This window comes from Nocardia sp. NPDC004260, from assembly GCF_053603155.1.
In genome coordinates this window covers 211,411-224,834 of sequence record NZ_JBSGEZ010000002.1, presented here as the reverse complement: position 1 = coordinate 224,834, position 13,424 = coordinate 211,411, and the positions used below count along the sequence as shown (strand labels likewise).

Below are 13,424 nucleotides of genomic sequence, written 5' to 3'. Positions count from 1 at the left end.
ACCGGATCAATTCAGCCGCAACATGTCCGGCCAGGCTCGCGACCACGGCACCAGCGGTTGCGCGCAGCGCCAGACAGTGACGCCCCGGGTGACCCCCGGGAATCCGAGACGAGCGTCGACTTGCCCGATCGGGGTCACCTCGGCGCAGTGCGCGCGCACATCGGCCTCGGTGCCGCCCACCCACAGCACCGTCGTCGCCGTGTCCGGCGGGGTGCCGAAGTAGCCGAAGCCGCGGTTCGGACTGAAGACGGCGGGCAGGCCGTGGGTCGCGCGAGCGAGGTCCAAGGCGCTGGCCTGCCAATAGGAATCGGCGATCACCACGGCCGAAGCCCGCTCAGGCTCCGGCAGCGCCGCATAGGCCGCCGCGGTCCCGGCCGCGAGTTCGGACCAGCCGAACCGCCCGTAGACCGCGATCTCCAACCCCGCCTGGGCTTGGGTGTCGACCGGCTCGATGTCGGATTCCGGGCGCAGGGGCAGCGAGAAGATAACCAGCGCAACGGATATCGCGGTCACCGCAACGGTGAGGATCACACGCGATCGCCGCCGGTTCGCCATCCACCGCACCGCACCGACCGCGATCAGCGCTCCGTAGCAACCCGCCGCGTAGTACGGCCGTCCACCGGTCGCGATGAAGACCACGATCAGCACCAACGGCAGGACACCGAGAAACCGGTACGGCCGCAAGCTTTCGGCACGGAACAGGGTCCACACCCCGTACACCAGCAGCAATCCACCGATCAATCCGGCGGCGGCGAGCGCGAGCGGCAGCCAGATGTAGCGCCCACCGATCGTGGCCTGCTCCGCGGCGACCACACCGCCCAGACGCAGCTGCGGCCACCCGTGCGCCGCCTGCCAGACCAGGCTGGGCACCGAGGTGAGGACGACGATCGCGGCGCCCCACCACAGGGCGGGGCGGCGCAGCAGCTCACGCGGTCCGTAGATCGCCACCCCGATCACCAGTGCGAGCCAGAAGAAGGGAATCAGCCACTTGACCTGCATATCCACCGCGGTGAACAGGGCCGAGGCCAGCAGCAAGCCATCGTGGCGGGTGCGGACCCAGCGGATCACCAGCCAGCTCACCACCACCCACAGCGCCGTGTCGATCGTATTGGTGGCCAGCTGATCACCCTGCACCAGCAGGAACGGCGAGGTGGCATACGCGGCCGCGGCCAGCACCTGCGCCGGGCGACCGCCCCCGAACTCCCTGGCGATCTGGGCGGTCACCACCACCGCGGCCACGGTGACCAGCACGGCCGGAAGACGCAGCGCCATCAGCGAATCCGGGGCGAGTAGATCGGTCATCCGCGCGATCGCGGGTAGCAGCGGCCCCTGATCGGCGTAGCCGACCGCGAGTCTGCGGCCCGCCGCGACGAAATACAGCTCGTCGCCGAAGAATCCGTACCGCCCGAGAGAAACCAGCAGCGCCACCGCACCCAGCGCCGCCACCGCACCGACTCCGCCGAAGGCGAACGAGGGCAACGGTTCCGTGGAATCGTCCCCGCGCCGCAGGGTGTCCAGTACGTCAGTCATCCTTACCCGCTTTCCGGGTCGCCGTGTCGAACAACCGGCACAGGTGTGCCGCGTACGCGTCCATCGCGAAGTCCGGTTCCCGGACCGCCCGTCCGGCCGCGCCATCGATGGCGTCGCGGATGGACTTGGCCATCAAGAGCGGATCGAACTCGCCGAACTCGCCGGTGCGCTGCCCTTCGGTGAGGATGTCGACCAGCGGCGCGATGATGTCGCGTTCACCGTCGGCGGAGGCGAACTTCGGGTTGCCGTCCGCGTCCCGCAGATTCGTCACCACCTCGACCAGCGCCGCCACATACGTGGTGTTCGCATCGATGAAACCGAGGTTCGATTCGAGGTAGGCCAGCAGGCTCGCGCGCGGTCCGGCCGCCGCTGCGACCCGTGGCGCGATGTACTCCGCGGCGGAGACGTAGAGCTGGACCACCAGCTGCGTCATCAGATCGTCCTTGCCCTCGAAGTGGTAGGAGATGACGCCCTTGGAGATACCTGCGTGCTCGGCGATCCGCGCCAGCGAAGCGTTCGCGTACCCGACCTCGGAGATCACCTCCACCGCGGAGGCGATGATCTGCCGCCGTCGCGCCTCTTCGATGAAAGACCGCCGTTGGCCACTCGTACTGTTTTCTGGCCGCATGGTCAAATTTTAGCACGAGCGGACTGTAGGCCTGCTGATGAGCGACGGTGTCGAATGGAGCGCCGTCGAGAGTGAGCCGGATACGAGTGGTGCGGCCGTCGCCGTGCACCGTCACCTGCGCCCTGGAAAGCGAATGGGCCGCGTCTCCGGGGAGACGCGGCCCATCGTGGTCGGCGGAACCTTTACAGGTACTGACCGGTGTTCGACTCGGTGTCGATGGCGCGGCTGGCACTGGCGTTCTTGCCGGTGACCAGGGTACGGATGTAGACGATCCGCTCGCCCTTCTTACCGGAGATGCGTGCCCAGTCGTCCGGATTCGTGGTGTTGGGCAGGTCCTCGTTCTCGGAGAACTCGTCCACGATCGAATCGTAGAGATGCTGGATGCGCAGACCCGGGTTGCCCGTGTCGAGCACTGCCTTGATGGCGTACTTCTTGGAGCGGTCCACGATGTTCTGGATCATGGCACCGGAGTTGAAGTCCTTGAAGTACAGGACCTCCTTGTCACCATTGGCGTAGGTGACCTCCAGGAAGCGGTTGTCCTCGCTCTCGGCGTACATCCGGTCGACGACGCGTTCGATCATGGCGTTGATGCACAAGAGCTTGTCCCCGCCGAACTCGGCCAGGTCGTCGTCGTGCAGCGGCAACTCCTTGGTGAGGTACTTCGAGAAGATGTCCTGCGCCGACTCCGCGTCCGGACGCTCGATCTTGATCTTCACGTCCAGGCGGCCCGGCCGCAGGATCGCGGGATCGATCATGTCCTCGCGGTTGGAGGCGCCGATCACGATGACGTTCTCCAGGCCCTCGACACCATCGATCTCCGACAGCAGCTGCGGCACCACCGTGGTCTCGACGTCGGAGGAGACGCCGGAGCCGCGGGTGCGGAAGATGGAATCCATCTCGTCGAAGAACACGATCACCGGCGTGCCCTCGGACGCCTTCTCGCGGGCCCGCTGGAAGATGATCCGGATGTGGCGCTCGGTCTCACCCACGAACTTGTTGAGCAGCTCGGGGCCCTTGATGTTCAGGAAGTACGACTTGGCTTCCTTGGCATCCTCACCGCGCGCCTCGGCGATCTTCTTGGCCAGCGAGTTGGCCACCGCCTTGGCGATGAGCGTCTTACCGCAGCCGGGCGGACCGTAGAGCAGCACACCCTTCGGCGGACGCAGCGCGTACTCGCGGAAGAGGTCCTTGTGCAGGAACGGCAGCTCCACCGCGTCGCGGATCTGCTCGATCTGCCTGCCGAGACCGCCGATGTCGCTGTAGTCGACGTCGGGCACCTCTTCCAGCACGAGGTCCTCGACCTCGGCCTTGGGGATGCGCTCGAAGGCGAAACCGGCCTTCGTGTCGACCAGCAGCGAGTCGCCCGGCCGCAGCTTGCGGATGGGGGAATCGGGATCATCGAGGTCGTCCATCTCGGCGACCTTCGCCAGCGGGCCTGCCAGCCACACCACACGCTCCTCGTCGGCATGGCCGACGACCAGGGCGCGACGGCCGTCATCGAGGATCTCCCGGAGGGTGCCGATCTCGCCGACCGCGTCGTAGTGCCCGGCCTCGACGACCGTGAGCGCCTCGTTGAGGCGGACGGTCTGACCGTATTCGAGCGTCGAGGTCTCGATGTTCGGTGAACACGTCAACCGCATCTTGCGACCCGAAGTGAACACGTCGACCGTCTGATCGTCGTACACACCGATCAGAATGCCGTATCCGCTCGGTGGCTGACCCAGCCGATCGACCTCCTCGCGCAGCGCCACCAGCTGCTGGCGCGCTTCCTTGAGGGTGTCCATCAGCTTCGTGTTGCGAATGGTCAGCGAATCGATGCGGGCTTCCAATTCCCGTGTGCGATCCGGCGAATCGGCGAGTTGCCTTCGGAGTGCAGCCGCCTCGGCGCGCACTGCCTCGAGCTCTCTCCAGGCCGCCGAATCCGAATTCTCGATGGGGCTCATGTGCTGCTCCTCCCAGTCCCGGTCTATCAACGCTACCGGGCGCGACCCGTTCTCGCTTTCCGACATGGTTTCGTGGTGATCACATCTGGGCCGCGATCGGCGGCCGGACCACCATGTTAGCCTCCCCTAACCCGACCCTGGCGAGCCTCCTCGCCGCTCGAGCCGAAAGGTTGCCGACCATGCTCCTTCCCGCGAGAACCCTGCGTGTTTCCCTCGTCACCGCCGCGGCGGCGATGGCCATCTCCGGCGCGGTGGCGGCGTGCGGCTCCGACGACGACTCCACCGGCGCGGCGACCTCGGCCAGCACCAGCGCCGCGGCGTCGGTCACCCATGATCACACCGACCATGCGACCGGCGCCCCGACCGCAGAGACCTTGCAGGCGGTGCTGGTCGAACTCACCGATCCGGCTGTACCCACGGCAGCGAAGACCAAGCTGATCGTCGACGGCGAAAAGCGGACGGCGAACATCGACCGGATGAACGCGGGCCTGCAAGGCTACACGCTCACCTTCGCCGTCGCCGACATCACCACCCAGGGCAACACCGCGAACGCGCAGGTGACCATAACCTCCCCGCACGGCGCCGCCCCCGCCGTGCCGCTGAGCTGGGAAAATGTCGACGGCACCTGGAAGCTGTCGGACGCGAGCGGCTGTCTGCTGCTCGGCTTCGCGCAGGCGCCCTGCGTCCCGGCCTGAGTCGGCCACACCCCCCGCCCGCCCGGCCGCGCTCAGCCCTTCGACGGCCTGCGCTGCGGCTTGGGCGTGACGGTGCCCTCGGCTAGCCTGCGGGCGCTGACCAGGAAGGCGGTGTGACCCTGCATGCGATGTTCGGGCCGCACGGCGAGGCCGACCACATGCCACGGCCGCACCAGCGACTCCCAGGAGCGTGGCTCGGTCCAGCACTCCTGCTCGCGTAGCGCTTCGACCACTTTCGACAGCTGGGTGACGGTGGCCACATAGACGATCAGCACGCCGCCCGGCACGAGCGCCTTGGACACCGCCGGCAACGCATCCCACGGCGCGAGCATGTCCAGTACCGCGCGATCCACCGGCTCTCCGGTGTAGTCGGCCACGTCACCCACGGTCAGCGACCAGTTCGCCGGCCGCTCGCCGAAGAACGTCTCGACGTTGCGGATCGCGTGCTCGGCGTGGTCGGCGCGGATCTCGTAGGACACCACCTGCCCCTGCGGCCCCACCGCCCGCAGCAGCGAGCAGGTCAGCGCACCGGACCCCGCGCCGGCTTCCAGCACACGCGCGCCGGGGAACATGTCGCCCTCGTGCACGATCTGCGCGGCGTCCTTCGGGTAGATCACCGCGGCGCCGCGCGGCATGGACAGCACGTAGTCGATCAGCAGCGGACGCAGTGCGAGGTAGGGCGTGCCGTTGGTGGAATGCACCACGCTGCCCTCGTCGGCGCCGATCAGGCTGTCGTGCTTGATCCCGCCGCGATGGGTGTGGAATTCCTTGCCCGGCTCCAAGACCACCGTGTACAGGCGTCCTTTGGCATCGGTCAGCTGCACCCGGTCACCGATGGTGAATGGCCCGGTCCGTCTGGCCGTCATGAATCTCCGTTCCACTTGTCGGAATCGTGCTGTGACGCACCGGCGTGTCGGTGCCGCCGGATAGCCTGCCAGGTATGTGCTCGCCCGTGTCCACGCCCCCTGCCGACGACGCGCGGAGCGCCCCGCCCGATGCGAAGGCCACCCGCGCCCGGCCCGCGCTCTCGCCTTCCCGGGCAACGGATTTCAAGCAGTGTCCGCTGAAATACCGTTTCCGCGCGATCGATCGGATACCGGAGCGGCCCTCGGTGCACGCGGTGCGCGGCACGGTGGTGCACGCGGTGCTGGAGGACCTCTACGGGCTGCCCGCGGCCGAGCGGGTGCCCGAGCGCGCCGAGGCCCTGGTGCCGACGGCGTGGGCGCGGGTGCACGCCCAACAGCCGGAGGTGGCGGAACTGGTCGCCGCCGGGCAACTCGACGCGTTCCTCGAGGAGGTGCGCGCGCTGGTGCGCAGCTACTACCGGCTGGAGGATCCGACCCGGTTCGATCCGGAATCGCGCGAAGCCCGGGTGGAGGTGGAACTTGCCGACGGCGCGCCGCTGCGCGGGTTCGTCGACCGGATCGACCTCGCGCCCAGCGGCGCCCTGCGCGTCGTGGACTACAAGACCGGCCGTGCGCCGGGGCCGACGCAAGAGACCAAAGCGCTCTTCCAGTTGAAGTTCTACGCGCTGGTCGTGCTGCGCACCCGCGGCCTCGTGCCCGCCCAGCTGCGGCTGATCTACCTCGCCGACGAGCAGATCCTCACCTACGCCCCCGAGGAGCAGGAGTTGTTGCGCTTCGAGCGCACGCTCTCGGCACTGTGGGCGGCCATTCTCGAGGCGGGCCGTACCGGGGACTTCCAGCCGAACACCAGCTGGCTGTGCTCGTACTGCGACTACAAGCCTTTGTGCCCGGCATTCGGCGGCACGCCGCCGCCCTACCCTGGCTGGCCGAGCGGCGGCGTCACCGAATCCCCGGACGAGACCCTGGCCGAAGCCGTCTCGGACTGACGAGCTAGTGGCGCAGCGCGGCCACCAGGAAGTCCAATGACGTTCCGCGCTCGCCGAGCAGGAAAACCGCTCCGATCAGGACCACGACCAGCACCGCGTCACCCGCGATGATGAACAGATTTCGTATCCGGGTCCACGCCGGGACGCGCGCGGCGACACCGCCGGCCGCCGGGGTGGTCGCTCGTCGGCCCGGCTCCGCCGCGGCCTTCTCGTCGTTGGTCCTGTCCGACACGCCCGACAGTCTTCCCGATGAGGCCGGTGGTTTCGAGCCGACCCGCGAATTCGGCCGGTGAACATTTCCCGAACGGCGGGCCGACCGGCCCCGATGTCCAGGACCGGGCGACACCGCGTGCCCGAGTTTCGGTTGCGTATCCATGGGAGCCGACGCTCAGGCGGTGAAATTGTGGAACAGCAGCACCGAGAGTCCGAGACCCACCGCGAGATTCACGACCGCCGCGGACCCGAACACCACGACCGGCCGCCAGCCCGCTTCCCGCAGTCCGCGCAGCGAGAACTCCAAGCCGATGGAGACGAACGCGAAGATCAGGAACCAGGTGCGCAGATCGTTGATGATCGCGATGTGCGCCGCCCCGGACTTCTTGTCCACCGCCTGTAGGTACAGCGTGCCGATGATCGAGGCGGCGATGAAGCCGAGCACGAACTTCGGGAACCGCTCCCAGAACTGGCGCGGCGAGGGCCGCACCGCACCGGGCGCCCGCTCGACGCGCAGCGTGAAGTACGCGGTCAGCGCGATGGCGACCACGCCGATCAGCGCGTTCTGCGTGGTCTTGACGATGGTGGCGATCTGCAGCGCCTTCTCCCCCGCGATGGCGCCGGAGGCCGCGACCGCCGCCGTGGTGTCGATATTGCCGCCGATCCAGGCGCCCGCGACCGCGTCCGACAAGCCGAACACCTCCGCCAGCCAGGGCAGCAGGAAGATCGAGGGCAGCGCGAAGACGATCACCAGCGAGGCGGCGTAGGCGATCTGCTCGCGCCGCGCCTGCACCGCGCCCGCCGCGGCGATGGCCGCGCTGACACCGCAGATCGACACCGCCGAGGACAGCAGCGCGCGCAGCTTGTCGTCCAGCCCGAGGCGTCCGCCCAGCCACCAGGTGAAGCCGAACACGGCCGTGATCAGCAGCAGCGCTTGCAGGATCGACGGCCCCGCCGCGGTGACCAGGACCTTCAGGTTGATCGAAGCGCCGAGCAGCACCACGCCGGTCTTGATGAAGAATTCGGTGCGGAATCCCGCCGAAAGCCGGTCGCGCAGTGCGAGTTTGCTCAGCACGACATTGCCGAGCAGACCCAGGGCGATGGCGTACACCGGGTATTCGACGGACTTGGCGACCCGCTGGAACGGAGTGCCCACTGCCCACCGCGGCACATGTGTCTCGAAGTATCGGGTGAGGGCGCCGAGCACGATCACGACCGCGATACCGGCCGCGATGGTCCCGGCGGTCGGCCGGGACGTCGCCTGCACCGCTTCCGTCTCGGATGACGGGATTCCGCCGGGCGCGGCCACGCCGGAATCCTTGTCCGCCAAGGCCTTCGATTCCTTCGCCGGTTCGGGGCCGGTCCCGGCCATCACGGCACCAGCCAATCCGGAATCGCGCCGAGCAGAACCAGCGCGATCAGGATCAGCCCGGCGATCGCCGCCAGCCAGTCCTCGTTCCAGGTGAATGTGCTGCCCGACTGCTCCTCGGGTGGTGACTGTGACACGGGGGCTCCTTGCGTTTCCTCATCGAGAGGCCGCACGGTAGCAACCCCCGGTCACAGGGCACACCGATTGCGCTCAGCCTGAACGAATCAGGCGTATCGGACGAATCCGGCGTTCAGAATGCGCGGCAGGAGCGAATGTCCGTGGCCAGGATGGCTTTCGCGCCCAGATCGGCCAGCTTGTCCATCAACTCGTTGCTCTTCTTGCGCGGCACCAGTGCGCGCACCGCGACCCAGCCGGCGTCGGCCAGCGGCGCCACGGTCGGCGATTCCAACCCGGGGGTGATGACGAACGCCTCGTCGAGCAGGTCCTTCGGGCAGTCGTAGTCCAGCATGACGTACTGCTGGGCGAAGACCACGCCCTGGATCCGGGCGACGAGCTGATTCCGTGCCCGGTCGCCGCGATCGGCGTCCTTGCGCTCGACCAGCACCCCCTCGGAGTCGCACAGCGATTCACCGAACGCGACGAGGTTGTGCTGGCGCAGCGTGCGCCCGGAGCCGACGACGTCGGCGATGGCGTCGGCGACGCCGAGCTGGATGGAGATCTCCACCGCGCCGTCGAGGCGGATCACCTCGGCCTCGATGCCGCGGCCGCGCAGATCGTCGAGCACCAGGTTCGGGTAGGAAGTGGCGATGCGCTTGTCGGCGAGGTCCTCGACCTTCCACTCCCGTCCGGCCGGGGCGGCGTAGCGGAAGGTGGAGCGGCCGAAGCCGAGAGCGAGCCGTTCCTGCACCGGTGCGCCGGAATCGAGGGCGAGATCACGACCGGTGATGCCGAGATCCAGCTCCCCGGAACCGACGTAGATCGCGATGTCCTTGGGCCGCAGAAAGAAGAACTCGACCTGGTTGGCCGGGTCGAGCACGGTCAGATCGCGGGAATCGGTGCGCTTGCGGTAGCCCGCCTCGGCGAGGATCGAGACGGCGGATTCGGAGAGGGCGCCTTTGTTGGGAACTGCGACGCGCAGCATGGAGGGAGTCCTTTCGGGAGGAGAAACGGGGTGTCGGACGGCCGTCATCACAGATGTCGGTACACGTCTTCGAGCTTCAGCCCGCGACCCACCATCAGCACCTGCACCCAATACAGCAGCTGGGAGATCTCCTCGGCGAGCGACTCGTCGCTCTCGTGTTCGGCGGCCAGCCACACTTCACCGGCCTCCTCGAGCACCTTCTTACCCTGGGCATGCACGCCTGCGTCCAGCGCGGCAACGGTTCCGGACCCCTCGGGGCGGTTGACCGCACGATCCTGCAGTTCGGCGAACAGGGATTCGAAGTTCTTCACGATGAGCCATTGTTTCAGACCCGGATGCGGGTCTGTTGCTCCGGCCCACGATGGCCGGTAACGGCGACCGCCCGGTTCCTCCGCCCCTGACCGGGTGCGGAGGAACCGGGCGGAAAGCGGCTAGTTCCCGGCGAGCAGCGCCTGCAGGTCGGCGACCGCCGTGCGGAGGTGGTCGGCGAACGCGTGCATCTGGTCGGCGACCGGCTTCGGAGTGGCCAGGTAGAGATTCCAGCGGTCCGGCAGCAGGACGTAGGCGATGCCGATGCAGCGGGGGCTGGTGGAGCCGAAACCGAAGTAGCGGATGTTGACCGACGGCGCCGAGCTGGTGCTCAGGTAGTCGTCGCGCATGATCGTCCAGCCGGGGCTGTCGTAGAGCGGGATCGGGTCGGTGACGCCCAGTTCCGCGCCGCGGCGGCGCTGGATCCACTGCAGCTCCCACAGGTGCTGCTCGGGCGCGTCCCCGGCCTGGCACTGCTTGGCCCGCTCCACGTGCGCGGACGCGGCCGTCCGCGCCGCGGCGAGCTTCGCCTCGGCGCTCGCGTCCTGGTCCTGCATCGCGTCCACGAAGGCGATCATCTCCGGGGTGATCACCCGCATGGCCTCGGTGCGGCCGTTGCGGTACTGCCTGGTCGCGATGGACTCGTAGGTCGCGCCGGTCAGCCCCTTGCTGCGCCGATGGGCCAGCTGGTAGCTCAACTGCGCGAACGCGTCCGGCGAGATGCCCAGCTGCTTGGCCCTGGCGGTGCCGAAGTCCGGGAACGACACCGTCTGGGTGGCGTTCGCCGCGGCGTACTGGGCGAAGGCGGCGGCCGCCGCGGCGATATCGCCGCGCTGCGCCTCGTCGAGCACGAACTCGACCGGCTCCACCGCGGGCAGTCCCTGCGCCTGTGCGCCGGAGCGGGCGGCGTGATCCGGCACCGAGGTTTCCAGCAGGGTGTCCACGAACGACAGGATGGTGGTGCCGTCGAGTCCGCAGTGCTCGACATTGATGCCCGCCTGTCCGTCGGCGAAGACGATGAAGGACACCGACTTGTCGAACCACCGGTTCGCGCTGTCGCCGTGCAGCAACTCGTCGCAGGCGTGCAGTTCGTCGCGCGGGGCGAAGTCCTCGAGGCAGACGGCGAACAGCGCGGTCTCGATGGTGTCCAGCGCCGCGGCGTTCGCAGGCTCGGCCAGCAGCCGCTGCCTGCTCTGGGCCCATTCCGCGCGGGCCTTGGTGGTGAGGTGCCCGACGGCGGTGTCGGTGCGGGCAGGGCGGGCGCCCGCCTTCAGCACCGCGCGCAGCCCGTCGGCGAGATCCTCCGGCGAGTACGGCGCTCCGTCCGGGCCGATCACGTCCATCCGGAAGGTGCTGCCGTGGAAGAACACCACGATGTGCCGGGCCTGTGAGTGACCCGGCCATTCCGGGCTGTAGGGGACCCGGACCGTGTCCTGCTCCACGCCGGGGATCCTGGTCTCGGAGAACAGGTACTTGTTCTGCCACATGGACAGCTGCTGCCCGCGCTGGGTCACCGGCGGGATGGCCTCCCGGTCGAGGGCCAGCTTGTAGCCGACGGCGGCGGAGATGATGCCCGCCGCCCGGTCCACCTGAGTGGCGGCGGTGGAGGCGGCCAGTGGGGTGTCGTCCCGGAACAGGAAGAAGAAGTTCGCGTTCAGGGCGATCCGGTCCCGCCTGCCCAGGTATCGCGACGGCCAGAACAGGTCGAGCCAGCTGCCGACACCGGGCGTCGCGTCGTACTCCGCGAGCGCCGCGTGCAGCGTGCGCCCCGGCCCGTCGGGTCGCAACAGGTCGTCGACCGCGGCCCGGGTGGCGGCGATCTCGTCGGCGGTCAGCAGCGGCTCGCACCACTGCAGGAACCGGCCACAGCTGTCCTCCAGCGTCGGCAGGGGCACCCGGGGTAGGTGGTCGTCGGCGGCGAAGGTGCGTTCGGTCAATGCGAGTCCTCGGTGTCGGCGTGATGTTTCGGCAGCGGCCTGGACACGTACAGGTTGGCATACAGCCAGCCCTGGTCTTCCCGGCCGGTCGTGTCGATCCCGTTGGCGGACAGGGTGTTCAGCACCTGCGCCTGTTCGGCCGCGGAGGCGAACCTGCGTTGCTCGTACAACCCCGGCGCCTGCTCGGTCCGGTAGCCGAGCGCGGCGAGTTCCGCCTCGATCGGTGCGAAGTCGAACATGCGCAGTACGAAGTGTGCCATCCACGGCCGCCTGCGCGGGTGCGCGGTGGCCACTCTGGTCAAGGTTTTCTCGGTGATGTACCCGACGCAGCCGGTGGAGACGACCAGATCGGCGGTCGCGAGCAGGGCGCGCTGCTCGTCGGTCGGCTCGCCGGACTCGAGGTCGGCGTGCACGACGTCGTGCAGGAGCCCGGCCTCCCGCGCGTATTCCAGGGCTGGGCGGGCGGCGTCCATGCCGAGGAAGCGGACGTCCTCCACCGCGGCCCGCGCCGCGACGCGGTCTCGATCGCGCCGGATCAGACCGGCCCGATCGGTGTCGGCGGCGGCGTAATGCTCGGCCAACTCGCCGATCGTGGTGTCGAGGCGCAGCAGCGCGGCGTTCACGCCGTAGGAGCAGCCGAGGTCGAGCACGGTCGGCACGGCGACCCGAGCGGACGCGCGGTATTCCCGAATCTGCTGCTGGAAGAACGGTTTCGCCAGTTCCGGAATGCGGTAGTCCAATTCGGACATGCGCGCGTAGTAGGCGCGCGGATCGGGGCGGACGTAGATATCGTCGAAAGACGCTTTCCCGGTGGTGTCTAACGGCACTGGCACTGTCGGTCCTCTCGGGTCGAGCTCGGTCAGTCGAGCCGTTCGGCTCAGTCGAGCAGTCGATCGCCCCGGACGGCGTCGGCCGCGGCGGCTAGGTGGTCGGGTAGCACGCGGCCGAACAACTGCCGGGTGCGCTCCACCGTGCCGACCATCCCGGGACGATCGGTGTAGGCGAAAATGGCCGAATGGCGCTGACGCGCACCGTCGACGGGTGAGACGCGGTGCAACGAGAAGCGACCCTGGAACAGCTGCAGGTCGCCCGGACGCAGTTCGAGCCGCTGGACGAAGCGCTCGCCGGTGCCGGTGAGCACGGCGCGGACGTCGTCGAGGTGTTCCGCCTCGGGTGTGCGGATGTTGGGGCAGTACTCGAAGACGCCGCCTTCCTCGGCGGGCTGGGTCAGCATCGAGACGGTGAATTCGTTGGTGTCGAAATGCCAGGGGTGCGACATGCCCGGCGCGACGACGTTCAGGCACAGTCCCGCGAGGGGATCGGCGAATTCGTGCAATTCCGACAGGTCGAAGCAGTCGGCGACGAATCGCTGGAACAGCTCGTCGGTGTAGAGCCGGTGGATCAGCGCGTCGGCGGGGATGCGGTCGCGGGGCACGAAGGCGTTGCCCCGCTCGAGCACGATCCGGCCCGGATGGTCCTCGGGCAGGTCTGCGTCCAGCGGAATGTTGTAGGCGTTGACCCGCTCGACCTCGTAGTGGGCGTGCGGGGCCATCAGCTCGCCCTGTGCCCGCAACGTCTCGGTCAGTTCCGGACGGATGAAGCCACGCAGCACGGTGCATCCGGTGTCGGCCAGTTCCGCACGGGCGCGCCGAACCGCTTCCCGCAGCGTGGGTCCTTCCGGGTCCGCCAGGGGATACCGTCCGGTATCTACGATCTCGTCGAGGACGCCCAACGCTGCCATGGCGTCATTTTGGTGGAGCGGTCGCCGACACGCCCGGGATTCGACGAGATTGCCGGTGATCACGGTCACACCTATCATCTGCACGCACACCCGTTGCGGCACAGT

14 protein-coding genes are annotated in these 13,424 nt (G+C 68.4%); 2 read left to right on the top strand and 12 right to left on the bottom strand.

The genetic code is table 11. The features are described 5' to 3' along the window. Positions 1 to 6: 6 nt before the first annotated feature. The 3 genes from ACWEO7_RS02635 to arc all read right to left on the bottom strand — a co-directional run bounded on the left by ACWEO7_RS02635 (position 7) and on the right by arc (position 4,101). Positions 7 to 1,530: an ArnT family glycosyltransferase gene (locus ACWEO7_RS02635; RefSeq protein ID WP_452420199.1), complete on the bottom strand. Its 1,524-nt coding sequence runs from the start codon at positions 1,528 to 1,530 to the stop codon at positions 7 to 9. After that, entirely contained in the window at positions 1,523 to 2,158 is a 636-nt protein-coding gene (locus ACWEO7_RS02630) for a TetR/AcrR family transcriptional regulator (protein ID WP_452420197.1), read from the bottom strand. Before ACWEO7_RS02630 ends, ACWEO7_RS02635 begins: the two co-directional genes overlap by 8 nt. A gap of 182 nt (positions 2,159 to 2,340) precedes the next feature. Continuing rightward, positions 2,341 to 4,101, bottom strand: coding sequence for a proteasome ATPase (gene arc / locus ACWEO7_RS02625; protein WP_450020639.1), 1,761 nt, complete (start codon positions 4,099 to 4,101; stop codon positions 2,341 to 2,343). Positions 4,102 to 4,280: 179 nt separating this feature from the next. Here arc and ACWEO7_RS02620 point away from each other — a divergent pair, with 179 nt between their 5' ends. Next, positions 4,281 to 4,796 (top strand): hypothetical protein, encoded by a 516-nt coding sequence (locus ACWEO7_RS02620; RefSeq protein ID WP_452420195.1) that lies wholly within the window; start codon positions 4,281 to 4,283, stop codon positions 4,794 to 4,796. A 32-nt stretch (positions 4,797 to 4,828) separates the two neighbouring features. Here ACWEO7_RS02620 and ACWEO7_RS02615 read toward each other — a convergent pair whose 3' ends face one another. Beyond that, the gene (locus tag ACWEO7_RS02615) at positions 4,829 to 5,662 is read right to left on the bottom strand and encodes a tRNA (adenine-N1)-methyltransferase (RefSeq protein ID WP_355077516.1); all 834 of its coding nucleotides are present in this window, start codon (positions 5,660 to 5,662) and stop codon (positions 4,829 to 4,831) included. Between the two features lie 74 nt (positions 5,663 to 5,736). On the opposite strand from ACWEO7_RS02615, the gene ACWEO7_RS02610 reads away from it, so the two are divergent. Next, the gene (locus ACWEO7_RS02610) at positions 5,737 to 6,648 is read left to right on the top strand and encodes a RecB family exonuclease (RefSeq protein WP_452420193.1); all 912 of its coding nucleotides are present in this window, start codon (positions 5,737 to 5,739) and stop codon (positions 6,646 to 6,648) included. A gap of 4 nt (positions 6,649 to 6,652) precedes the next feature. On the opposite strand, the gene ACWEO7_RS02605 is transcribed toward ACWEO7_RS02610, so the two are convergent. The 8 genes from ACWEO7_RS02605 to ACWEO7_RS02570 form a co-directional block, all read right to left on the bottom strand. Further along, the gene (locus ACWEO7_RS02605; protein WP_452420191.1) at positions 6,653 to 6,880 is read right to left on the bottom strand and encodes a hypothetical protein; all 228 of its coding nucleotides are present in this window, start codon (positions 6,878 to 6,880) and stop codon (positions 6,653 to 6,655) included. A 156-nt stretch (positions 6,881 to 7,036) separates the two neighbouring features. After that, positions 7,037 to 8,233, bottom strand: a complete 1,197-nt coding sequence (locus ACWEO7_RS02600; RefSeq protein ID WP_452420189.1) for a YeiH family protein — start codon at positions 8,231 to 8,233, stop codon at positions 7,037 to 7,039. After that, the gene (locus ACWEO7_RS02595) at positions 8,233 to 8,367 is read right to left on the bottom strand and encodes a hypothetical protein (protein WP_355077510.1); all 135 of its coding nucleotides are present in this window, start codon (positions 8,365 to 8,367) and stop codon (positions 8,233 to 8,235) included. Before ACWEO7_RS02595 ends, ACWEO7_RS02600 begins: the two co-directional genes overlap by 1 nt. Positions 8,368 to 8,480: 113 nt before the next feature. Then, positions 8,481 to 9,332, bottom strand: a complete 852-nt coding sequence (gene hisG / locus ACWEO7_RS02590) for an ATP phosphoribosyltransferase (protein ID WP_452420187.1) — start codon at positions 9,330 to 9,332, stop codon at positions 8,481 to 8,483. A gap of 47 nt (positions 9,333 to 9,379) precedes the next feature. Beyond that, positions 9,380 to 9,661: a phosphoribosyl-ATP diphosphatase gene (locus ACWEO7_RS02585; RefSeq protein WP_450020653.1), complete on the bottom strand. Its 282-nt coding sequence runs from the start codon at positions 9,659 to 9,661 to the stop codon at positions 9,380 to 9,382. 102 nt (positions 9,662 to 9,763) lie between these two features. Further along, positions 9,764 to 11,578: a choline/carnitine O-acyltransferase gene (locus ACWEO7_RS02580; RefSeq protein ID WP_452420185.1), complete on the bottom strand. Its 1,815-nt coding sequence runs from the start codon at positions 11,576 to 11,578 to the stop codon at positions 9,764 to 9,766. Further along, complete coding sequence (locus ACWEO7_RS02575) at positions 11,575 to 12,411, bottom strand: class I SAM-dependent methyltransferase (protein WP_452420183.1); 837 nt, start codon at positions 12,409 to 12,411, stop codon at positions 11,575 to 11,577. Before ACWEO7_RS02575 ends, ACWEO7_RS02580 begins: the two co-directional genes overlap by 4 nt. 44 nt (positions 12,412 to 12,455) lie before the next feature. Next, positions 12,456 to 13,319: a HalD/BesD family halogenase gene (locus tag ACWEO7_RS02570; RefSeq protein ID WP_452420182.1), complete on the bottom strand. Its 864-nt coding sequence runs from the start codon at positions 13,317 to 13,319 to the stop codon at positions 12,456 to 12,458. Positions 13,320 to 13,424: the final 105 nt, after the last annotated feature.

Bases quoted from the DNA above. Each gene is read 5' to 3' on its own strand.
- ACWEO7_RS02610 (WP_452420193.1), top strand. From the start codon at position 5,737: ATGTGCTCGCCCGTGTCCACGCCCCCTGCCGACGACGCGCGGAGCGCC.
- ACWEO7_RS02600 (WP_452420189.1), bottom strand. From the start codon at position 8,233: ATGGCCGGGACCGGCCCCGAACCGGCGAAGGAATCGAAGGCCTTGGCG.
- hisG (WP_452420187.1), bottom strand. From the start codon at position 9,332: ATGCTGCGCGTCGCAGTTCCCAACAAAGGCGCCCTCTCCGAATCCGCC.
- ACWEO7_RS02630 (WP_452420197.1), bottom strand. From the start codon at position 2,158: ATGCGGCCAGAAAACAGTACGAGTGGCCAACGGCGGTCTTTCATCGAA.
- ACWEO7_RS02615 (WP_355077516.1), bottom strand. From the start codon at position 5,662: ATGACGGCCAGACGGACCGGGCCATTCACCATCGGTGACCGGGTGCAG.
- arc (WP_450020639.1), bottom strand. From the start codon at position 4,101: ATGAGCCCCATCGAGAATTCGGATTCGGCGGCCTGGAGAGAGCTCGAG.
- ACWEO7_RS02620 (WP_452420195.1), top strand. From the start codon at position 4,281: ATGCTCCTTCCCGCGAGAACCCTGCGTGTTTCCCTCGTCACCGCCGCG.
- ACWEO7_RS02570 (WP_452420182.1), bottom strand. From the start codon at position 13,319: ATGGCAGCGTTGGGCGTCCTCGACGAGATCGTAGATACCGGACGGTAT.
- ACWEO7_RS02635 (WP_452420199.1), bottom strand. From the start codon at position 1,530: ATGACTGACGTACTGGACACCCTGCGGCGCGGGGACGATTCCACGGAA.